The organism is Streptomyces sp. NPDC048604, from assembly GCF_043199435.1.
Taxonomy (GTDB): domain Bacteria; phylum Actinomycetota; class Actinomycetes; order Streptomycetales; family Streptomycetaceae; genus Streptomyces.
In genome coordinates this window covers 576,268-596,567 of record NZ_JBICVX010000001.1, presented here as the reverse complement: position 1 = coordinate 596,567, position 20,300 = coordinate 576,268, and the positions used below count along the sequence as shown (strand labels likewise).

General features: G+C 71.0%; 24 protein-coding genes. 12 read left to right on the top strand and 12 right to left on the bottom strand.

Going from position 1 to position 20,300, the window contains the following annotated elements; genetic code table 11:
* Nucleotides 1-3: 3 nt before the first annotated feature.
* Nucleotides 4-1,068, bottom strand: a complete 1,065-nt coding sequence (locus ACGFMM_RS02900; RefSeq protein ID WP_393642490.1) for a M4 family metallopeptidase — start codon at nt 1,066-1,068, stop codon at nt 4-6.
* Nucleotides 1,069-1,364: 296 nt separating this feature from the next.
* Here ACGFMM_RS02900 and leuA point away from each other — a divergent pair, with 296 nt between their 5' ends.
* From leuA to ACGFMM_RS02875, 5 genes are all read left to right on the top strand, one after another.
* On the top strand, nt 1,365-3,137 hold the full coding sequence (gene leuA, locus ACGFMM_RS02895; protein WP_393642488.1) for a 2-isopropylmalate synthase: 1,773 nt from the start codon (nt 1,365-1,367) through the stop codon (nt 3,135-3,137).
* A gap of 209 nt (nt 3,138-3,346) precedes the next feature.
* Complete coding sequence (locus ACGFMM_RS02890; protein ID WP_393642486.1) at nt 3,347-4,042, top strand: TerB family tellurite resistance protein; 696 nt, start codon at nt 3,347-3,349, stop codon at nt 4,040-4,042.
* A 187-nt stretch (nt 4,043-4,229) separates the two neighbouring features.
* Complete coding sequence (locus ACGFMM_RS02885; RefSeq protein WP_393642484.1) at nt 4,230-6,308, top strand: MMPL family transporter; 2,079 nt, start codon at nt 4,230-4,232, stop codon at nt 6,306-6,308.
* A gap of 49 nt (nt 6,309-6,357) precedes the next feature.
* On the top strand, nt 6,358-7,545 hold the full coding sequence (locus ACGFMM_RS02880; protein ID WP_393642482.1) for a sensor histidine kinase: 1,188 nt from the start codon (nt 6,358-6,360) through the stop codon (nt 7,543-7,545).
* A complete protein-coding gene (locus ACGFMM_RS02875) occupies nt 7,542-8,222 on the top strand; it encodes a response regulator (protein ID WP_393642481.1) in 681 nt (226 codons plus the stop codon). Before ACGFMM_RS02880 ends, ACGFMM_RS02875 begins: the two co-directional genes overlap by 4 nt.
* Here ACGFMM_RS02875 and ACGFMM_RS02870 read toward each other — a convergent pair.
* Complete coding sequence (locus tag ACGFMM_RS02870; protein WP_393642480.1) at nt 8,209-9,585, bottom strand: FAD-dependent oxidoreductase; 1,377 nt, start codon at nt 9,583-9,585, stop codon at nt 8,209-8,211. The two genes, ACGFMM_RS02875 and ACGFMM_RS02870, sit on opposite strands and share 14 nt — an antisense overlap.
* Nucleotides 9,586-9,744: 159 nt before the next feature.
* Nucleotides 9,745-10,587 carry a hypothetical protein gene (locus ACGFMM_RS02865; protein ID WP_393642479.1) on the bottom strand — a complete coding sequence of 281 codons (843 nt, stop codon included), beginning with the start codon at nt 10,585-10,587 and terminating at the stop codon, nt 9,745-9,747.
* An 86-nt stretch (nt 10,588-10,673) separates the two neighbouring features.
* Between ACGFMM_RS02865 and ACGFMM_RS02860 the strand changes: the two genes are divergently transcribed.
* Nucleotides 10,674-11,123 carry a DUF3592 domain-containing protein gene (locus ACGFMM_RS02860; RefSeq protein WP_393642477.1) on the top strand — a complete coding sequence of 150 codons (450 nt, stop codon included), beginning with the start codon at nt 10,674-10,676 and terminating at the stop codon, nt 11,121-11,123.
* Between the two features lie 3 nt (nt 11,124-11,126).
* On the opposite strand, the gene ACGFMM_RS02855 is transcribed toward ACGFMM_RS02860, so the two are convergent.
* Nucleotides 11,127-11,963 (bottom strand): hypothetical protein, encoded by an 837-nt coding sequence (locus ACGFMM_RS02855; protein ID WP_393642475.1) that lies wholly within the window; start codon nt 11,961-11,963, stop codon nt 11,127-11,129.
* Nucleotides 11,964-12,049: 86 nt separating this feature from the next.
* Here ACGFMM_RS02855 and ACGFMM_RS02850 point away from each other — a divergent pair, with 86 nt between their 5' ends.
* Complete coding sequence (locus tag ACGFMM_RS02850) at nt 12,050-12,502, top strand: DUF3592 domain-containing protein (RefSeq protein ID WP_393642473.1); 453 nt, start codon at nt 12,050-12,052, stop codon at nt 12,500-12,502.
* On the opposite strand, the gene ACGFMM_RS02845 is transcribed toward ACGFMM_RS02850, so the two are convergent.
* A complete protein-coding gene (locus tag ACGFMM_RS02845) occupies nt 12,489-12,686 on the bottom strand; it encodes a DUF397 domain-containing protein (RefSeq protein WP_393642471.1) in 198 nt (65 codons plus the stop codon). The genes ACGFMM_RS02850 and ACGFMM_RS02845 overlap by 14 nt on opposite strands.
* A complete protein-coding gene (locus ACGFMM_RS02840) occupies nt 12,668-13,501 on the bottom strand; it encodes a helix-turn-helix domain-containing protein (RefSeq protein ID WP_393642469.1) in 834 nt (277 codons plus the stop codon). Before ACGFMM_RS02840 ends, ACGFMM_RS02845 begins: the two co-directional genes overlap by 19 nt.
* A gap of 116 nt (nt 13,502-13,617) precedes the next feature.
* Here ACGFMM_RS02840 and ACGFMM_RS02835 point away from each other — a divergent pair, with 116 nt between their 5' ends.
* On the top strand, nt 13,618-13,848 hold the full coding sequence (locus ACGFMM_RS02835; RefSeq protein ID WP_393642467.1) for a hypothetical protein: 231 nt from the start codon (nt 13,618-13,620) through the stop codon (nt 13,846-13,848).
* A 2-nt stretch (nt 13,849-13,850) separates the two neighbouring features.
* Nucleotides 13,851-14,066 (top strand): hypothetical protein, encoded by a 216-nt coding sequence (locus tag ACGFMM_RS02830; protein WP_393642466.1) that lies wholly within the window; start codon nt 13,851-13,853, stop codon nt 14,064-14,066.
* Between the two features lie 7 nt (nt 14,067-14,073).
* Here the strand turns inward: ACGFMM_RS02830 and ACGFMM_RS02825 are convergent, their stop codons facing one another.
* Nucleotides 14,074-14,334 carry a hypothetical protein gene (locus ACGFMM_RS02825; protein ID WP_393642465.1) on the bottom strand — a complete coding sequence of 87 codons (261 nt, stop codon included), beginning with the start codon at nt 14,332-14,334 and terminating at the stop codon, nt 14,074-14,076.
* Complete coding sequence (locus tag ACGFMM_RS02820) at nt 14,331-14,678, bottom strand: DUF6247 family protein (protein ID WP_393642463.1); 348 nt, start codon at nt 14,676-14,678, stop codon at nt 14,331-14,333. Before ACGFMM_RS02820 ends, ACGFMM_RS02825 begins: the two co-directional genes overlap by 4 nt.
* A 121-nt stretch (nt 14,679-14,799) precedes the next feature.
* Here ACGFMM_RS02820 and recO point away from each other — a divergent pair, with 121 nt between their 5' ends.
* The 3 genes from recO to ACGFMM_RS02805 are packed head-to-tail and all read left to right on the top strand — an operon-like array spanning nt 14,800 to nt 16,935.
* Nucleotides 14,800-15,549, top strand: coding sequence for a DNA repair protein RecO (gene recO, locus ACGFMM_RS02815; protein ID WP_393642461.1), 750 nt, complete (start codon nt 14,800-14,802; stop codon nt 15,547-15,549).
* A 19-nt stretch (nt 15,550-15,568) separates the two neighbouring features.
* Nucleotides 15,569-16,393: an isoprenyl transferase gene (locus tag ACGFMM_RS02810; RefSeq protein ID WP_393642800.1), complete on the top strand. Its 825-nt coding sequence runs from the start codon at nt 15,569-15,571 to the stop codon at nt 16,391-16,393.
* Nucleotides 16,394-16,419: 26 nt separating this feature from the next.
* Nucleotides 16,420-16,935, top strand: a complete 516-nt coding sequence (locus tag ACGFMM_RS02805; RefSeq protein ID WP_393642459.1) for a YcxB family protein — start codon at nt 16,420-16,422, stop codon at nt 16,933-16,935.
* Between the two features lie 81 nt (nt 16,936-17,016).
* Here ACGFMM_RS02805 and ACGFMM_RS02800 read toward each other — a convergent pair whose 3' ends face one another.
* From ACGFMM_RS02800 to ACGFMM_RS02785, 4 genes are read right to left on the bottom strand one after another with little or no spacing between them, the layout of a single operon-like run.
* Nucleotides 17,017-17,427 (bottom strand): Fur family transcriptional regulator, encoded by a 411-nt coding sequence (locus ACGFMM_RS02800; RefSeq protein WP_393642457.1) that lies wholly within the window; start codon nt 17,425-17,427, stop codon nt 17,017-17,019.
* A 46-nt stretch (nt 17,428-17,473) separates the two neighbouring features.
* Entirely contained in the window at nt 17,474-18,364 is an 891-nt protein-coding gene (locus ACGFMM_RS02795) for a metal ABC transporter permease (RefSeq protein WP_393642455.1), read from the bottom strand.
* A gap of 2 nt (nt 18,365-18,366) precedes the next feature.
* On the bottom strand, nt 18,367-19,143 hold the full coding sequence (locus ACGFMM_RS02790) for a metal ABC transporter ATP-binding protein (RefSeq protein WP_393642453.1): 777 nt from the start codon (nt 19,141-19,143) through the stop codon (nt 18,367-18,369).
* Between the two features lie 8 nt (nt 19,144-19,151).
* Nucleotides 19,152-20,201, bottom strand: a complete 1,050-nt coding sequence (locus ACGFMM_RS02785) for a metal ABC transporter solute-binding protein, Zn/Mn family (RefSeq protein WP_393642452.1) — start codon at nt 20,199-20,201, stop codon at nt 19,152-19,154.
* Between the last annotated feature and the right edge of the window lie 99 nt (nt 20,202-20,300).

The following is a 20,300-nucleotide window of genomic DNA, read 5'->3' as shown; positions in this document are numbered from 1 at the left end:
GGGTTACTGGGTACCCACACCCACCTGGGACCACGCCTTCACCACGGCCTCGTGCTCCTCGCCCTGGCCGAAGCGGTCGGCCGCCGCCTGCACCGTGGCCTTGGCGAAGTCCTTGAACTTCGCGTCCGGCTCCAGGACGCCGCCGGTCATCACGTCGTACCAGATCTGCCCGGCCCGCTCCCAGGCGTTGCCGCCCAGCGCGGTGGCCGCCAGGTAGAAGGCGTGGTTGGGGATGCCGGAGTTGATGTGCACCCCGCCGTTGTCGCGGCCGGTGTTCACGTAGTCGTCCATCGTCGCCGGCTGCGGGTCCTTGCCGAGGACGTCGTCGTCGTACGCGGTGCCCGGGGCCTTCATCGAGCGCAGCGCCTCGCCCTGCACGTTCTCGTGCAGCAGGCCGGCGCCGATCAGCCAGTCGGCCTGCTCGGCGGTCTGGCCGAGGGCGTACTGCTTGACCAGGGAGCCGAAGACGTCCGAGACGGACTCGTTGAGCGCGCCCGGCTGCCCGTAGTAGGTGAGGTTGGCGGTGTACTGGGTGAAGCCGTGGGCCAGCTCGTGGCCGATGACGTCGACCGGCAGGGTGAAGTCGAGGAAGATCTCGCCGTCCCCGTCGCCGAACACCATCTGCTGTCCGTCCCAGAAGGCGTTGCCGTAGTCCCGGTCGTAGTGGACGGTCGCGACCAGGGGCAGTCCGGAGCCGTCGATCGAGTCGCGGCCGTATGCGGCGTGGAAGAGCTCGAACGTGGCGCCGAGGCCGCCGTACGCGCGGTTGACGGTGGCGTCCTGACCGGCGTCGGCGCCCTCGGCGCGGACCAGGCGGCCCGGCAGCTCGGTGCCGTTCTCCGCATCGTGGATGCTGCGGTTCGGGACGCCGGCCTCCGCTCCGGCGGCCACGGACGGAGCGCCCAGGGCGGTGAGCAGGCCACGCGCCTGGCGCAGCGTGGCGTCGGCGACGAGGGTGCGGCGCGCGGCCGCCGAGACCGCCGGGTTCTCGGCCCGGGCGAGCTTGTCGAGCAGATGCGGCGGCACGATCGTGCAGAACACGGGGTGCACAGGGTGAAGGGAATCCATGCTCGCGAGAGTGGCACTGTGTCACTTCCGTGTCACGACCTGCGACCATGATTGGCGAAATGGAGTGATGAGCCACATTTCAGCCTTGACTCCGGGGCCGTCCCGCATACTGAAACGGGACGTCCGCCTCCGCCGGGCCTCGGCTATGGTGCTGGACATCATGCGTTTCGGGCTGCTTCTCCTTAGCTGCCGCGGCGAGGGCCTGTAGTCGTAGGCCGACCCCCTCCCCGCGGGACCTGGTGTTGCGTTCGACAGTCGGCCGTCCTTCCCGCAGGACCTCCGAGGAGCCCTACGCAATGTCTCAGTCTCCGTTCGTCAGCCGGCCCACGCCCAATACCAACGCGACGCACACCCAGCAGCCGTCCGGGATGCCCGTGCACAAGTACGGGCAGTACGAGGCCGTCGAGATCCCCGACCGCACCTGGCCGGAGCAGCGCATCACCCGGGCCCCCCGCTGGCTCTCCACGGACCTGCGCGACGGCAACCAGGCGCTGATCGACCCGATGAGCCCGGCGCGCAAGCGCGAGATGTTCGATCTGCTGGTCCGGATGGGCTACAAGGAGATCGAGGTCGGCTTCCCGTCGTCCGGCGAGACCGACTTCGCGTTCGTGCGCTCGATCATCGAAGAGGGCGCGATCCCGGACGACGTCACCATCTCCGTACTGACCCAGGCCCGCGAGGACCTGATCGAGCGGACCGTGGAGTCCCTGGTCGGCGCCAAGCGCGCCACCGTCCACCTGTACAACGCCACCGCGCCGACGTTCCGCCGGGTGGTGTTCCGCGGCTCCAAGGACGACATCAAGCAGATCGCCGTCGACGGCACCCGCCTGGTGATGGAGTACGCCGAGAAGCTGCTGGGCCCGGAGACCGCGTTCGGCTACCAGTACAGCCCGGAGATCTTCACCGACACCGAACTGGACTTCGCGCTGGAGGTCTGCGAGGCCGTCTGCGACGTGTGGCAGCCCGGCCCCGGCCGCGAGATCATCCTGAACCTGCCGGCCACGGTGGAGCGTTCGACGCCGTCCACGCACGCGGACCGCTTCGAGTGGATGTCCCGCAACCTGACCCGTCGCGAGCACGTCTGTCTGTCCGTGCACCCGCACAACGACCGCGGTACGGCGGTGGCCGCGGCCGAGCTGGCGATCATGGCCGGCGCCGACCGCATCGAGGGCTGCCTGTTCGGCCAGGGCGAGCGGACCGGCAACGTCGACCTGGTCACCCTGGGCATGAACCTGTTCAGCCAGGGCGTCGACCCGCAGATCGACTTCTCGCAGATCGACGAGATCCGCCGGACCAGCGAGTACTGCAACCAGATGGAGGTCCACCCGCGGCACCCCTACGCGGGCGACCTGGTCTACACGGCCTTCTCCGGCTCCCACCAGGACGCCATCAAGAAGGGCTTCGACGCCATGGAGGCCGACGCGGCCGCCCAGGGCAAGACGGTCGACGACATCGAGTGGGCGGTGCCCTACCTGCCGATCGACCCGAAGGACGTGGGCCGCTCGTACGAGGCGGTCATCCGGGTCAACTCGCAGTCCGGCAAGGGCGGTATCGCGTACGTCCTGAAGAACGACCACAAGCTGGACCTGCCGCGCCGGATGCAGATCGAGTTCTCGCGGATCATCCAGGCCAAGACCGACGCCGAGGGCGGCGAGGTCACGCCGAAGGAGATCTGGTCGGTCTTCCAGGACGAGTACCTGCCCAGCGCGGACGACGCCGCGGCCCGCTGGGGTCGCATCCAGCTGCGCTCCGGCCAGTCCACCTCGGACACCGACGGCACCGACACCCTGAAGGTCGAGGCGGTCGTGGACGGCGTCGACACGGTGCTGACCGGTTCCGGCAACGGTCCGATCTCGGCCTTCTTCGCCGCGCTGCAGAGCGTCGGCGTGGACGCCCGCCTGCTGGACTACCAGGAGCACACCATGAGCGAGGGCGCGTCCGCGCAGGCCGCCTCGTACATCGAGTGCGCCATCGACGGCAAGGTCCTGTGGGGCATCGGCATCGACGCCAACACCACGCGCGCCTCGCTGAAGGCCGTGGTCTCGGCGGTCAACCGCTCCGCGCGCTGACGTCCGCTTCTGTCGCACCGGCCGCCCCGGGTCCTTCGTACGAGGGATCCGGGGCGTTCCGTTTCGCGCCCCGTCTCCCCCTGTTCGCCCCGTGGCGGGTCTCGGCCATCTACGTGGCGAACTGATGACGAGGTGCTGACGTCGCATCACGGATGTGGCTAACATCACGCCCACGCAGCAATGTTGCTGAAACACGACGGAGGTGCGGCGTGCGCTCACTTCGAGGTGGTCAGGGGCGAAACGTGCGCGTCTGCGGCATTCGTACCTCGTGGAACACGGTGGGAGACGGCGAGTTCTTCTGCCCCGACTGCGGCGGCGACCGCAACTACCGCCGGCGTACGGGCCGTCGGCGCTTCGCGGTCCTCGGCGTGCCGCTGCTGCCGCGCGGCTTCACCGGCCCGGTCGTCGAATGCGCGGCCTGTCAGGTCCACTTCGGCACGGACGTCCTCGACCACCCGACGACCTCCCGCTTCTCCGCCATGCTGCGGGACGCGGTGCACACCGTCGCCCTGGCGGTCCTCGCGGCCGGCGGCACCTCGTCGCGCACGGCCGTGGACACGGCGGTCTCGGCGGTGCGGGCGGCCGGCTTCGACGGCTGCACGGCCGTCCAGCTGACCGACCTCGTCGAGGCGCTGGCCGCCGACACCGGGCGCTTCCTCCCGGCGGACTCGAGCGCCTGCGGGGCCGCGCTCGCGATCGAACTGCACGAGGCGCTGGAGCCGCTCTCCCCGCACCTGGCCCCGGCCGGACGGGAGTCGATCCTGCTGCAGGGCGCGCGGATCGCCCTCGCGGACGGCGCGTACACCCCCTCCGAGCGGGACGTCCTGGCCACCGTGGGCATGGCGCTCTCCCTGGACGCGGACGACGTGGCCCGCCTGATGACGGAGGCCCGCACGCCGCTGTAGGCGCCCCCCGCCGCAGCGCGGCGCCCGGCGCGCCCGCGTACACCCGGCGGCTACTCCCCGGGGAGTAGCCGCCGCTCTTCGACGCCCTGGGCGGTACCGCCCATCTCCGTCACGGGTCCGACGAATCCGTGGGTTCCCGCCGCGAGTCTGGGAGCGACGTACCGGACGACGCGGAGGGAGGGCCGTGATGGGGGCCCCGAACAGGATGATCGAGGAACGCAGAGGGCGGCGCGCCGTCCCCTGGGGCGTGCTGGCCCTGTGGGTGATCGTGATCGCGCTCGCCGCACCGTTCGCCGGCAAGCTCGGCGACGTGCAGAAGGACCGGGCCGTGGACTATCTGCCCGCGAGCGCCGACTCAACCCAGGTCGCGCAGATCGCCGAGCAACTGCCCGGAGGCGAGTCCACCGACCTCGTCCTCGTCTACCACCGCGACGGCGGGCTCAACCCCGCCGACAAGGCCACGGCCGCCCGCGAGGTCGCCGAAGTCGCCGCCGGGCACCCGCTGACCGCGGCCCCGCGGCCGGTGCCCTCCAAGGACGGCACGACCCTGATGTACGCGGTGTCCAGCACCGAGCCCGGCGCCGACGAGAAGGCCCGCGACGCGTTCGTGAACGACGTCCGGGAGACCGTCACCGCCGAGGTCGGCGGCCCCGGGGCGCTCGCCACCGATGCCGGCGAGGTGTACGACTCCCTCGACGGGCCGCTGCTGTACACGACCGTCGCGGTCGTCGCGATCCTGCTCGTGCTGATCTACCGCAGCCCCTTCCTGTGGCTGGTGCCGCTGGTCGTCGCGGGTGTCGCCGACTTCCTCTCGATGGCCGTCACCTACGCCCTCCACCAGGGCTTCGACATCTCCGTCTCCGGCCAGAGCACCGGCGTGATGACGATCCTGGTCTTCGGCGCCGGCACCGACTACGCGCTGCTGCTCGTCTCCCGCTACCGCGAGGAACTGCGCCGCACGCCCCGCCCGTACGACGCCATGGCCACCGCCCTGCGCGGCTGCGGACCGGCCGTCCTGGCCTCCGCGGGCACCGTCACCGTCGGCATGCTCTGCCTGCTCGCCGCCGACATGAACAGCAGCCGGGGCATGGGCCCGACGGCCGCCGTCGGCGTGCTGTGCGCGCTGGTCGCCATGACGACCCTGCTGCCCGCACTCCTCGTGGTCCTCGGCCGCCGGGTGTTCTGGCCGCTGGTCCCCGCGTACGGCACCGAGCCCAAGGCCCCGCGCCGCTCGCTGTTCGCCGCGATGGGCGGCTCCGCAGGCCGCCGCCCCGTCGCGGTCCTGGTCACCGGCGCCGCCGCGCTCGCGGCGCTGGCGCTCGGCACGCTCAACATGCCCGGCGCCCTGAAGCAGCAGGACTCCTTCACCTCCACGCCCGAGTCCATCGCCGCGATGGAGACCCTGGCCGCCGCGTTCCCGGAACAGGGCACGCAGCCGATCACCGTCATCGCCCGGACCTCCGACGCGGACGAGGCGCTGCGCACGGCCCGCGCCGCCGACGGGGTGCTGGACGCCGCACGCGGGCGCAGCGGCGGCGGCTGGACGGAGATCTCCGTCCTCGCCAAGTCCGCGCCGCAGACCGCCGGCGAGACCGCCACCATCAAGGACCTGCGGGCCGACCTCGGGGACACCGGGTACGTCGGCGGGCCGAGCGCCGAGCAGCTCGACCTGTCCGAGACCAGCACCCGCGACCAGAAGGTCGTCATCCCGCTGGTCCTCGGCTCGGTGCTGCTCGTCCTGATCCTGTTGCTGCGCAGCCTGGTCGCCCCGCTCGTGCTGGTCGTCGCGGTGGTCGCCGTCTGGGGCGCGGCCCTCGGTATCGGCGGGCTGGTCTTCGAGCCGCTCCTCGGCTTCGAGGGCACCGATGCGGGACTGCCGCTGCTCTCCTTCGTGTTCCTCGTCGCCCTCGGCGTCGACTACGGGATCTTCCTGATGCACCGGATGCGCGAGGAGTGCCTGGAGGGTGTAGAACCGCGGGCCGCGGCGCTGACCGCGCTGCGTACCACGGGCGGGGTGATCGCCTCGGCCGGACTCGTCCTCGCCGCGACCTTCGCCGTCCTGGTGAACATGCCGATGGTGCAGCTGGCCGAGCTGGGCCTCGTGATCGCGATCGGCGTCCTGCTCGACACCTTCCTCGTCCGCACCTACCTCGTGACCGGGGCGAGCGTGCTGCTGAACCGGAAGGTGTGGTGGCCCGGCCCGCTGTCCCGGCGCCCGGCCGCCGCCGCCGAGCGGGAATCCGACCGCACGCCCGCCGGGGTCTGACGCCCAGGGGACGGGCGGGGGCTGTCGACAGCCCCCGCCCGCAAGGAGGATGGAGCCCGTGGACCTCGCCGCAGCCTTCACCCGTGACCCGCAGGCCGCGCCGTACCCGGTGCGGTGCGACGCCACGCTCGCCGCCGGCTTCGCCGTCGTCGCGACCGTGCTGGCGCTGACCGTCGACGACGGCCGGCGGCCCGACGCCCTCGGCTGGGCGCTGCTGCTCGCCGTGCACGTCCCCCTGGCCTGGCGCCGCAAGCGGCCGCTGGCGGTGATGCTGGCCGTGATCGCGCTGGTCGCGCCGTACCACGCGCTCGACTACATGCACCTGGCGCCGATCCCGGCCTCGATGACCGCGCTGTACACGGTCGCCGCGACAGGCCGGCCGCGGCGCACGCTCCTCGTCGGCTCGCTGGTCACCTCCGTCACGCTCACCATCCAGGTGTTCACCAACCCGCACGAGGTCGGCGAGGTCGTGCGGGTCTCCGGCTGGGTGATCGCGATGCTGGTGTTCGGCGCGAGCATCAGGCTCTACCGCCAACTCGTGGAGAGCGTGGTGGAGAAGGCCGAGCGGGAGAGCGAACGCAGGGTCGCGGAGGAGCGGTTGCGGATCGCCCGCGACCTGCACGACCTGCTCGCCCACACCATCACCCTGATCGGCGTGCAGACCTCCGTCGCCGCGCATGTCCTGGTCGCCGACCCCGACCGGCTCGACCGGGAGGCCCTGGCGAAAGCCCTCGACGGCATCGCGGACACCTGCCGGGACGCCCGCGCCGAGGTCCGGACGACCCTGGACGTGCTGCGCGCCGACGGTCCGGCGCTCCAGGAGGGGCCGCTGCCCGACCTGACGGGGCTGCCCGACCTCGTCCGGTCGGCGAAGGCGGAGCTGTCGGTGCGGACCGGGGACGCGAAGGTGCCGGCGGCGGTCGGCGCGGCCGCGTACCGGATCGTGCAGGAGTCGCTGACGAACGCCGTACGGCACGGAGGGCCTCAGGCGGCGGTACGGGTGGAGGTGGGACTGGACGACGGCACGCGGACGCTGCGGGTGCGGGTCACCGACGACGGCGACGGACCGGGCGGGACGAGCGGATCGGGCGGGACGAGCGGATCGGGGTACGGAATCGTCGGGATGCGGGAGCGGGCCCGCAGCGTGGGCGGCACACTGAGCGCGGGCCCGCGCACCGGCGGGGGCTTCGAGGTCACGGCGTTCCTGCCGCTCGACACGAGGGAAGTGATGGCGTGATCCGCGTGCTGCTCGCCGACGACCAGACGCTGGTCCGGGCGTCGTTCGCGATGCTCGTCGACTCCGCGTCCGACATGGAGGTCGTGGGGCAGGCGGGCACCGGCCGGGAGGCGGTGGAGCTGGCGCGTTCGGCCCGCGCGGACCTGGTCGTCATGGACGTCCGGATGCCCGACCTCGACGGTATCGAGGCGACCCGGCTGATCGCCGCCGACGACGACCTCGCCGGGGTGAAGGTCCTGGTCCTGACCACGTACGACACCGACGAGCACGTGGTGGCGGCGCTGCGGGCGGGCGCGTCGGGCTTCGTGGTGAAGGACATCCGCCCGGCGGAGCTGCTGGACGCGATCCGCACGGTGGCGGCGGGGGACTCCCTGCTGTCGCCGGGCCCGACGGCCCGGCTGATCTCCCGTGTCCTGGCGGTCCCGGCCGGTCCGCCGCGGGCGGGCGGCCTCCAGCACCTGTCGGACCGCGAGCGCCAGGTCCTCGGCCTGGTCGCCCGGGGCCTGAACAACACGGAGATCGCGGAGGCGCTGGGCCTGAGCCCGCTCACCGCGAAGACCCACGTCAGCCGGATCATGGGCAAGGTCGGGGCCCGCGACCGGGCCCAACTCGTGGTGATCGCCTACGAGTCGGGCCTGGTCGCGCCCGGTACGACGGGGCTGCCTACTCCGGCGTGACGGCGTTGCTGGCGCGGAGCATGTCCTCGCGCTCGACGATCTTCACGCGCTCGCGGCCCTGCGGCTCGCCCAGCGCCTTCTCGGCGGCGTCCAGGGCGTACCAGCCCTCCCACGTGGTGTACGTGAGGCCCTTCTCGGCCAGGAACGCGACGACCGCGTCCGCCTCCGGCGTGGCGGGCGCGAGCAGCCGGCCGTTGGCGTGGTCGTCGAGCAGGTTCGCCACGGTCTCGTTGGCGTCGCCCTTGGTGTGGCCGATGAGGCCGACCGGGCCGCGGCGGATCCAGCCGGTGACGTACGTGGACGCCAGGTGCTCGCCGTTGTCCTGCATGACACGGCCGCCCTCGTCGGGGACGGTGCCGGTGGCGGTGTCCCAGGGGAGCTTGGGCAGCTCGTCGGAGAGGTAGCCGACGGCGCGGTAGACGGCCTGGACGTCCCAGTCGGTGGTCTGCCCCGTGCCCTTGACGTTGCCGGTGCCGTCCAATTCGGTGCGCTCGGTGCGCAGACCGACGACCTTGCCGTCCTCGCCGAGGATCTCGACGGGGGACTCGAAGAAGTGCAGGAAGAGCTTGTGCGGGCGGTCGCCGATGTCGCGGATCGCCCAGTTCTCCAGGGTCTTGGCGACCATGTCGGTCTGCTTGTTCTTGCGCCGCTCGGCGATCGAGCCCTCGTCGTAGTCGATGTCCTCGGGGTTGACGATGACCTCGATGTTGGGGGAGTGGTCCAGCTCGCGCAGCTCCATCGGGGAGAACTTCGCCTGCGCCGGGCCGCGGCGGCCGAACACGTGGATCTCCACGGCCTTGTTGGCCTTCAGGCCGTCGTGGACGTTGGCCGGGATCTCGGTGGGCAGCAGCTCGTCCGCGGTCTTCGCGAGGATCCGGGCGATGTCGAGGGCCACGTTGCCGACGCCGAGGACGGCGACCTTCTCGGCCGAGAGGTCCCAGGTGCGCGGGACGTCCGGGTGGCCGTCGTACCAGGAGGCGAAGTCGGCGGCGCCCAGGGAGCCGTCGAGCTCGACGCCGGGGATCTTCAGCTCGCGGTCGAACATGGCGCCGGTGGAGAAGATCACCGCGTCGTAGAAGGAGCGCAGGTCGTCGAGGTGGACGTCGGTGCCGTAGTTCACGTTGCCGAAGAGCCGCACCTGCGGCTTGTCGAGCACCTGGTGCAGGGCGGTGATGATGCCCTTGATGCGGGGGTGGTCGGGGGCGACGCCGTACCGGATCAGACCGAAGGGGGCCGGCATCCGCTCGAAGATGTCGATGGACACGCCCGGCTCACTGGCGGCCTCGGACTTCAGCAGCGCGTCGGCGGCGTAGATGCCGGCGGGGCCGGCACCGACGATCGCGACCCGGAGAGGGCGGGGCATGTCAGGTTCCCTTCGCAAAACGACGTGCCGGAGAGATCACCGACACTTAGGTCACCCTAATTACTCCGCCAAATGGTTGGGTACCCGCCCCCGGTCTATGACCTCATAAGCTGAACTTATGAGGTCCATAGGTGAGCCTTGGGTGGCTGGCGCTTCAGCCTAGAAGGCGGGGAGTACGAGCGCGTACGTCCCGTAGTCCATGAGCCACGCGACGCCGGCGGTGAACAGGAACACGACCACCGTGAGCACCCGGTCGCCCGTCCCGGAGCACACGATGGCGTAGGAGGGGTTCCGCGGATGGTAGGCGATCCGGACGGTCCTGCCCTTGTTGTGGCCGAGGATGTGGCGGGTCACGCCGTCGGTGGCCGTGAAGGCGTGGGCGGTGTCGCCGTCGTCCTCCCGGAAGACCTGCCGCCCGTGCATGGTGATGCCGTAGCGGGGCAGGTACCACTCCCGCCACACCATCGTCGCCATCATCGCGGCGAAGTGGGTGACCCGCACGCCCGCCGCCCCCAGCATCAGCGTCGCGATGGCCCGGCCCCAGTCCCCGTCGATCAGCCCGACGACGACGCCCAGGACCGCGGCGGCGGCGAAGCCGGCATACATGAGCCACACGCCGTGGGACGGCAGCCCGACCCGTACGGTGTTCTCGTCCGCGTCCTCCTCGTCGTCGATGACCAGGCTCCGGGTCACGACGAGCGTGGAGCCGTCGACCGTCTCCTCGGCCGGGGCACGTTCGGGCAGAGCGGCGTTCACCGCGTCGGCGAAGACGCCGGCGGCCGCCGCGCTGACATCGGTGACGCGGTACACCGTCGGCTCGACTCCGGCCGGAGCGGTCAGCTCCACCGCGAGGTCGCGCCGTTCGGCGTGGACGCGCGCGATCGCGGCGAGCGGTATGCGCAGCTCGGCTTCCGGACGCCGCAGCAGCAGCTCCTCGCCGACGGAACTGAGTTCGGCGCCCTGGTCGCCCCGGAGCACGGGGACGGACGAAGAGATCGACATGCGCGTGATCGTAAGGCGCGAAGTCCCCGCCGGTGAAGGGGATGTGGGGGTTTCGCGTGGGACCGGTGGTGTCGTACCGTCCGCCTGTGAACCTGGTGATGACAGTGCTCCTCCTTGCCGTCCTCGCGTCCGCGGCCTTCTGCATCTTCGGCCTGATGCTGATGAGCGGTGAGGGGTCCGAGCTCAAGAAGATGACGGAGCTGTACGAGACCGGCGTCGAGGTACGGGCGGAGCTGGTGGGCCTGGCGCCGTTCGGCAAGGACGGATACGCGAGCGTCACCTATGCGTGGGAGTCCCCTGAAGGCTCCGGCCGGCTCAACAAGGGGGCGAGCGTGGGCCCCGCCCACGTGGTCGGCGAGCGGTACCCGCTGGTCTTCGACCCGCAGAACACCAAGCGCGCGCACCTGGGGACGAAGGTCGCGGTCCGCAGGGAGCTCAAGCGCCGCCGGGGCTACGTGCGCAACGCACGGCGGATGGCGCTCCTCGGCTTCGCGGCCGGCGCGCTGGCGACGGTGGGGATGATCGTCAGCCCCTGACGGTCAGCGCGCGAAGGCGGGGAGCGCGAGCAGGTACGTCCCGTAGTCGATGAGCCCCGCGACGGCGGCGAAGAAGAGGAGCAGGGCCAGCGAGCCCGCCAGTTGGCCCCACCTCTTGCGGAGGACGGCGGTCTCAGGCTTCCGCGGATGGTAGGCGACCCGGACGGGCCTGCCGTTGTCGCTGCCGCCGACATGGCGGGTCACGCCGTCGGTGGTGGTGTAGGCGTTGGTGGTCGTGCCGTTCCGGTAGACCTGCGTCGAGTCCACGGTGATGCCGTAGCGGGGCAGGTACCACTCGTCCCAGGTCGACGTCAGCCCCATCCAGGCGAGGAACGTGGCTCCCACGCCGAGTTCGCCGAGCAGCAGGGTCGCGATGCCACGGGCCCAGTTCTTGTCGAGGAGCCCCACGACCACGGCGAGGACCGCGACCGCGACGACGACGCTGTACCAAGTCCATTTGACGGGAGCGGGAATTCCGCGTCCTCCTTCGTCCTCCTCCTCGTCGTCGACGGGGTTCAGACTCCGCGTGACGACCAGCGCGGAACCGTCCACCGTCGGCTCGTCGCCGTCCCGTTCGGGCAGCGCGCCGTTGACCGCGTCCGCGAACACCGCGGCCGCGGCCGCGCTCACGTCCTCGATCCGGTACGTCGTCGGCTCGGCGCCCACCGGAGCCGTCAACTCCACCGTGACGGCCCGCCTCTCGGCACGGACGCGCGCGATCGCCGCGTACGGGATGCGCAGCTCGTCGTCCGGGCGACGCAGCAGCAACTCCGCTCCGTCGGAGCGGAGTTCGGAGCCGCGGTCGCCTTGGAGGACCGGTATGGGCGAAGTGATCGACATGCGCGAGATCGTAAGGCGCGACGTCCTCGCTGGTGAAGGGGGTGTGGGGGTTTCGGTCGGGGCGTGTGGTGTCGTACGGTCCGGCTGTGACTCTGGTGATTGTGGTACTCGTCTGTTTCATCATCGCGTCCGTGCCGGCCTGCCTCTTCGGCCTGGGGCTGATGGCCGGTGAGCGGGGCGAACTCAAGAAGATGACGGACCTGAACGAGTCCGGCGTCGAGGTCCAGGCACGCCTGCTGAGCCTGACGCCGATCAACACGTCCGGCACCGGAAGCGTGATCTACGAGTTCGAGACGGCGACCGGGACCGCCCGGCACGCGACCGGCGTGTCGATGGGCCCCGCGCACGTCGTCGGCGACCTGTACCCGCTGGTCTACGACCCGCAGAACACCAAGCGCGTGCACATGGGGACGAAGGCGACGGTCCGCAGGGAGCGCCGCTTCCGCGAGGGCTCGGTCCGATTCGCCAAGAAGATGGCCCTCGTGTCCTTCGTGGCGGGCACGCTGGCGACGGTCGGCCTGATCGTCAGCCCCTCCTGACCCCCACGACGAACGCCGCCCAGGCGGCGGGGGCGATGAGGAGGACGTCGCCGTCGGGGACCTTGGAGTCCCGGACGGGGACGACGTGGTCGACGCCGGCAGCGACCTCGATGCAGTTGCCCCCGTGGCCGTCGCTGTAGGAGCTCTTGAACCAGGCGGCGTTGCTCAGGTCGTAGTGGTGCATTGTCTGAAGTCCTTAGCGGTCGACTCGATGAGGTCACGGGACGCCTCCGGCGACAGCGCGGTGGCCCGCATCAGATCGTAGGAGGCGGTGGCTCGCCTGACCATCGACGGATCGTCTAGGAGAACGCCTGAATACCAGGCCTCTGTATAGGCCGTTGGCGGCGCGTCGCTGAACCACATGAGCTTCAGGGTGCTGGACATCTCCGGGTATGCGCCCGCTGCGAACGGGATTACCTGGACCAGCGCCTTCCGGTCAGTCATGGCGGCTGTGAGGTGCTCTAGTTGCTCAGCCATGACGGCCGGGCCGCCAGCCGGGGTGCGCAGCACGGTCTCGTGCATGACGACCCAAAGTGGGGGTCGTGAAGGACCTTTGAGGATCTCGGCCCGCTCCAAGCGGGCGCTGACCTTCGCGTCGATGGACTCTTCCGGCGTGAACGGGTTGCTGGCCCGCATGATGGCCCGTGCGTACGACTCGGTCTGAAGGACGCCGGGGACCAGGGTGGGGGCGAACTCGCACATCTCGGTCGTGACCCGCTCCAGTTCGGCGGCCGCCGCAAAATACGACGCGTATGGCGACTTGTCGATGAGCTTCCGGCACAGCCGCTCGAAAAAACCGTCGGTTTGCAGTACCTCGTCGATCCGCTGGGCCACATCCAACTGCGGTTTCCGAATCGCCTGCTCGAACTGGCCGATGTAGCCGCCGGAAACGAACACGCGTCTGCCCAGTTCGCCCTGCGTCACCCCCGCGACCTCCCGGCGTCGCTTCAGCTCCGCACCGAAGAACTCCCACGCGTCCTGCCGCGACCCTCTGGCCATGGATTAACTCCCCTGCCCTACGCGTTACTTGTAGCGACCGTGAGTCTGCCAATTCTACGGAACCGCTCCCACGCTGGATGCGGAAAGCGGGAAATGGATTCGGAAAGGGACCCCCGGTGCAGGAACAGAGCAAGAAGCGATCGTCGGAGGCCGTCGTCGAGGCGAAGGAGGTGATCGAGGAATTGCGCGCGGCACTGGAGCGCAACGGAATCGTGCTGCCGTCCCTCGGGGTGGACGCCCTGTTCCTCGCCGCCGCGTACTCGGGGTCGCTGGTCGAATTGGGGCGCTGCACGGTGGAGACGGCCCGGCGGCTGGCCGCCGTGCTGCCGGAGGAAGGAGGTCGGTGAGGATGAGCCTGCCCATCGGGGCGTACGTCGTCGAGATCCGTACGGGACGGGTCGGGACGGTCATGGGGCATGTGGGGCCGTACCTCCAGCTGCGGCCGCTGGGAGGCGGTCGGGAGTGGGACGTGGAGCCGGAGGGCGTACGCGCCGCGACGGCCGCCGAGCGGCTGCGGGCCGCGACCGCGCATGTGAACGCACGCAGCAGGGGCGAGGTGCCGTGAGGTCGGCTCAGCCGTACCAGGTGACGTTGCAGACGTAGACGCACGTGTGGCGCGGCACAGCCAGGAAGCTGATGAAGCCGCGCCCGCCGATGATGTCGAACTCGCGAAGCCCGGCTTCGCGGTCGATGGGGCGGCCGACTCGGGTCGCCTTGTCGCCGAGGGCAGCCAGTTCGGTGGCGAGGCGTTCCACCTCCGCGACGACGCCGACCGGCAGGCCGCTTGTGACGTACTCCTGGTTCGGGTTGTAGTCCCAGGGCCAGTCGGTCACAGTCCGGCCTCGGCTTCCGCGGTCTCCCGGATCCGGCGGATCTCGTCGATCGCATCCCTGGGGTCCACGTCGCCCGCGTCCACGATCCGTTCCAGCTCCCGCAGCCGCGCTGCTCGCTGAGGGATCCGCTCGATCGCCACGAACACCGCCCACGAGTGCACGAAGGCGCGCAGGGGAGCGAGACTCTGCGTCTGCTGCGCGTTCGTCGTCGCCTCGAAGAGGTGCTGCGTGAGAGCGGGGACTCGGCTGGGTGCGATCCGGGCCACCGCGGCACGCAGGGCGTCGGGGGTGAGCTCGGGGAAGGGGATCAACGGTCCGTACGGGCCGTCGGGCTGCGCACTCACAGAGGCCTCCGGTGCGGATGGGGCTGGCCTTCGTACCGTACCGCTCGCCGCCTTCCGGAAGGGCCGAACCAGTGCGGTGGGGACGGTCCGGGCAGCCGCGGCCGTACGGGACAATGGCGCCATGAGTCTGTTCCGCGACGACGGCATCGTGCTGCGCACCCAGAAGCTGGGTGAAGCGGACCGCATCATCACCCTCCTCACGCGCGGTCACGGGCGCGTACGCGCCGTCGCGCGTGGGGTGCGGCGGACGAAGTCGAAGTTCGGGGCCCGACTGGAGCCGTTCTCGCACGTGGACGTGCAGTTCTTCGCCCGCGGCAGCGATCTGATCGGCCGCGGGCTGCCGCTCTGCACGCAGAGCGAGACCATCGCGGCGTACGGCAGCGGGATCGTCACCGACTACGCCCGCTACACCGCGGGCACGGCCATGCTGGAGACCGCCGAGCGGTTCACCGAGAACGAGGGCGAGCCGGCGGTCCAGCAGTACCTGCTGCTCGTCGGCGGGCTGCGGACGCTCGCGAACGGCGAGCACGCGCCGCATCTCGTCCTCGACGCGTTCCTGCTGCGCTCCCTCGCGGTCAACGGCTACGCGCCCAGTTTCGGCGACTGCGCGAAATGCGGGATCCACGGACCGAACCGGTTCTTCTCGGTCGCGGCGGGCGGCGTGGTCTGCGGCGACTGCAAGGTGCCGGGCAGCGTCGTACCCTCTGCGGAGGCCATCGGCCTGCTCGGCGCGCTGCTCACCGGCGACTGGGCGACGGCGGACGCGTGCGAGCCGCGTCACGTCAGGGAGGGCAGCGGGCTCGTGTCCGCCTATCTGCACTGGCACCTGGAGCGCGGCCTGCGTTCCCTGCGGTACGTAGAGAAAAGCTAGGAGATCCAACGTCATGGCCATCGCACGACGCGGCATCCTCGGACGGCAGCGCCGGGAGTACAAGATCCCCGAGCCGCACCCGTCCGGCGCTCGCCCGCCGAAGCTCCCCGGCGAGCTGGTCCCGAACCACGTGGCCTGCGTGATGGACGGCAACGGGCGCTGGGCGAAGGAGCGCGGGCTGCCGCGCACCGAGGGGCACAAGGTCGGCGAGGGCGTCGTGCTCGACGTGCTCAAGGGCTGCCTGGAGATCGGCGTGAAGAACCTCTCCCTCTACGCGTTCTCGACCGAGAACTGGAAGCGCTCGCCCGAGGAGGTGCGCTTCCTGATGAACTTCAACCGGGACGTGATCCGCCGCCGCCGCGACGAGATGGACGAGCTCGGCATCCGGATCCGCTGGGTCGGCCGGATGCCGAAGATGTGGAAGTCGGTCGTCCAGGAGCTCCAGGTCGCGCAGGAGCAGACCAAGAACAACGACGCCATGACGCTGTACTTCTGCGTCAACTACGGCGGGCGGGCCGAGGTCGCGGACGCGGCGAAGAAGATCGCCGAGGACGTCGCCGCCGGCCGGCTCGACCCGGGGAAGGTCAACGAGAAGACCTTCCAGAAGTACCTGTACTACCCGGACATGCCGGACGTGGACCTGTTCCTGCGGCCCAGCGGCGAGCAGCGCACCTCGAACTATCTGATCTGGCAGAGCAGCTACGCCGAGATGATCTTCCAGGACGTGCTCTGGCCGGACTTCGACCGGCGCGACCTGTGGCGGGCCTGCGTCGAGTACGCGTCCCGTGACCGGCGCTTCGGCGGAGTGGACCCGGCGGACATGGCCGTCCTCGACAAGCGCTGACACGGGGGGACGGGGGACGAGGGGGGATGACGATGGAGCTGGTGTACACGCCGACGTGCGAGGACTGCGCCGACGCCGTACGGGTCCAGATGAGGCACGGCTCGTTCAAGTGGCTGCGCCGGGTGCTGCCGGTCGCCACCGTGCTGGCGGGCCTGGTCGTGCTGCTGGAGCTGTTCGGGCCGGGGGAGGAGACGGACCTGGGGTTCGTGGTGCTGATGGCGGGGCTCGGGCTGCTCACCGCCCTCCTGCCGTGGCTGACCGTGCGGCTCTCCGCCCGGCAGGTGTACGGGCTGGTCGGGCGGCAGGGCGAGTTCCGGGCCCGGGTGGACGAGGACGGCGTCCGCTGGACCACGCGGGACAGCGAGGTCGCGAGCCGCTGGCAGATGATCCCCCGGTACGCGGAGACGGCCACCCAGTTCGTGCTGCTGTCCGCCGACAAGGCGGGTGTGGGCGTCGCCGCGCTGCCCAAGCGCGGGTTCGCCGACCCCGGTGACGTCGACCGGCTGCGGGAGCTGCTGGACCGGACCATCACCCGCCTCTGACGGCGCGCACGAAGGCGACGCATACGAAGGGGCCCGCACCGGACGATTGCCGGTGCGGGCCCTTTCGTATGCCGTTGCGCGCTACTTCTGCGCGCACTCCGCGCAGGTGCCGAAGATCTCCACCGTGTGCGCCACGTTCACGTACCCGTGCTGGGCCGCGATCGTCTCCGCCCACTGCTCCACCGCCGGGCCCTCCACCTCGACGGCCTTGCCGCAGACGCGGCAGACCAGGTGGTGGTGGTGCTCGTCGGACGAGCAGCGACGGTAGACGGACTCGCCGTCGCTGGTGCGCAGCACGTCCACCTCGCCGGCCTCGGCCAGCGACTGGAGCGTGCGGTAGACCGTGGTCAGCCCCACCGAGTCGCCGCGGTGTTTGAGCATGTCGTGCAGCTCCTGCGCGCTGCGGAACTCGTCCACCTCGTTCAGCGCCGCCGACACAGCGGCCCGCTGCCGGGTCGACCGGCCGCGGACGGGGGGTCCAGCCGTCGCCACAGGCGCCTCCTCACAAGTCGAATGACGCTGCCATTCTGCCAGGCGGCTAGACCGTGACGTCGTCCGTGGGCCTCCGCGTGCCCGGCAGGGCCGCATCGCACGCCGCGGCGGCCGCGGCGGCGGCCCTGGCCCGGCGCCGGGCCAGCGGGGCGGCGAGCGCCGTGGTGACGACGAAGGCCCCGATCGCGTACAGCACGATCGTCGCGCCGGGGGACACGTCCTGGTAGTACGTGGTGACCGTGCCGGCGAGGGTGACGGTGGTGCCGATCAGGACGGCGATCACGAACGTCGCGCGGAAGGACCGGGACAGCTGCTGGGCGGCGGCGACCGGGACCACCATCAGGGCGCTGACCAGGAGCAGGCCGACGACCCGCATGGCCACGGTGACGGTGACGGCGGCGGTGACCGCGATCAGCAGGTTCAGGAAGCGCACCGGCAGGCCGGTGACGCGGGCGAACTCCTCGTCCTGGCTGACCGCGAAGAGCTGCCGGCGCAGGCCCACGGTGACCAGGACGACGAGGGCGGCGAGCACCGCGATGGCGGTGACGTCCTCCTCGGAGACCGTCGACAGCGAGCCGAACAGGTACGAGAGCAGGTTGGCGTTGGAGCCGTCGGCGAGGTCGATCAGGACGACGCCGCCGGCCATGCCGCCGTAGAAGAGCAGGGACAGGGCGATGTCGCCGCGGGTGCGGCCGTACGCCCGGATCAGCTCCATGACGACGGCGCCCGCGATGGCGACCAGCGTGGCCGTCCACACCGGACTGGTCGACATCAGGAAGCCGAGGCCGACGCCGGTCATGGCGACATGGCCGATGCCGTCGCCCATGAGCGCCTGGCGGCGCTGGACGAGGAAGATGCCGACGGCGGGGGCGGTGATGCCGACGAGGACGGCCGCGAGCAGCGCTCGCTGCATGAATGCGGGCTCGAGGAATTCCATGATCAGCTCAGCAGTCCGGTGCGGAGCGGCTCGTCGGCCGCGTGGGGGTGGACGTGGTCGTGGCCGGGCAGGGCGTGCTGGCCGACGGCCCGCGGGGGCGGCCCGTCGTGCACGACGCACCCGTCGCGCAGGACGACGGCGCGGTCGATCAGGGGCTCCAGGGGTCCGAGTTCGTGCAGCACGAGGAGGACGGACGCGCCGCGGGCGACCTGCTCGCGCAGCGTGTCGGCGAGGACCTCCTGGCTGGCCAGGTCGACGCCGGCCATCGGCTCGTCCATGATCAGCAGCTCCGGCTCGGAGGCCAGGGCGCGGGCGATGAGCACGCGCTGGTGCTGGCCGCCGGAGAGGGCGGAGACGGAGTCCCTGGCGCGGTCGGCGAGGCCCACGAGGGCGATGGCGTGCTCGACGGCGGCCCTGTCGGCCCTGCCGAAGAAGCCGAACCTGCGGCGGGAGAGCCGGCCGGAGGCGACGACCTCGCGGACGGTGGCGGGGACGCCGCCGGCGGCGGTGGTGCGCTGCGGCACGTAGCCGACGCGGGCCCAGTCGCGGAACTTCCTCAGCTCGGTGCCGAACAGCTCGACGGAGCCGCCGGTCAGCGGGACCTGGCCGATGACGGAACGGACGGCGGTCGACTTGCCGGAGCCGTTGGCGCCGAGCAGGGCGACGACCTCGCCGCGGCCGACGGTGAGGTCGACACCGCGCAGGACGGGCCGGGCGCCCAGGGCGGCTGTGGCGCCGCGGACGGATATGACGGGGGCCTGGGGGCTCTGGGTGCTCATGGCTGCTCTCACTTCGCGCCGAGGGCCGTCTTCAGGGCGGCGAGGTTGGCCTGCATGACCTCGAAGTAGTCGTCGCCCTTCGAGCGGTCCGTGATGCCCTCCAGCGGGTCCAGGACGTCGGTCTTCAGGCCGGTGTCCTTCGCGAGGGTCTTGGCGGTCCTGTCGCTGGCGAGGGTCTCGAAGAAGACAGTGGTGGCCTTCTCCTTCCGCGCCTTGTCTTGGAGTTCCTTGATCCGGGCGGGGCTGGGCTCGGACTCGGGGTCGAGGCCCTTGATGCCCTCCTGGTCGAGGTGGTAGCGCTCGGCGAGGTAGCCGAAGGCGGAGTGGGTGGTGATGAAGGTCTTGGTGGTGGTGTTCTTCAGGCCCTGCGCGAAGGCGGTGTCCAGCTCGCCGAGCTGCTTCACCAGCGCGTCGGTGTTCTTCTGGTAGTCGGCGGCGTTGTCCGGGTCGGCCTTCTTCAGGACCGCGCCGACGCCCTGGGCGACCTCGGCGTACTTCACCGGGTCGAGCCAGATGTGGGGGTCGCCGCCGGCCTCGGAGCCGTGGCCGTCGCCGTGCTCGTCCGCGTGGCCTTCCTTGCCGCCCTCGTGCTCGGCGTGCTCTTCCGCGGACTCGCCCTCGTGGCCCGCGGACTCGCCCTCGTGCTCGCCGCCGTGGTCGTGGCCGACGGAGGTGCCGTGGTCTTCCAGCTTCGTGAGGCTCGCCGCGTCGACGCTGTGCTTCACACCGGCCTGTGCGATGGCCTCGTCGACGGCGGGCTGCACGCCCTTGAGGAAGAGGACGACGTCGGCGTCGGAGAGCTCGCCGATCTGGCGGGGCTTGAGCTCCAGGTCGTGCGGCTCGACGCCCGGCTTGGTGAGGCTCTGGACGGAGACATGGCCGCCGCCTATGCGCTCGGCCAGGAACTGCATGGGGTAGAACGACGCCACCACGTCCAGCTTGCCGTCGCTGCCCTTGTCGGCGGCGTCTGAGGTGCCGCCGCAGGCGGTGAGGGAGACGAGGCCGAGGGCGACGGCTCCGGCGAGGGCGGTGGACGGTATGAGGCGGCGTACGTTCATGACACTCATTTTCAACAAATCTGGAAACGATTGTCAACAAAGCTGCTGAGCACATCCCGGCCCCCTCGGACCCCCCTCCGATTTGATCCAGGGGGTGCG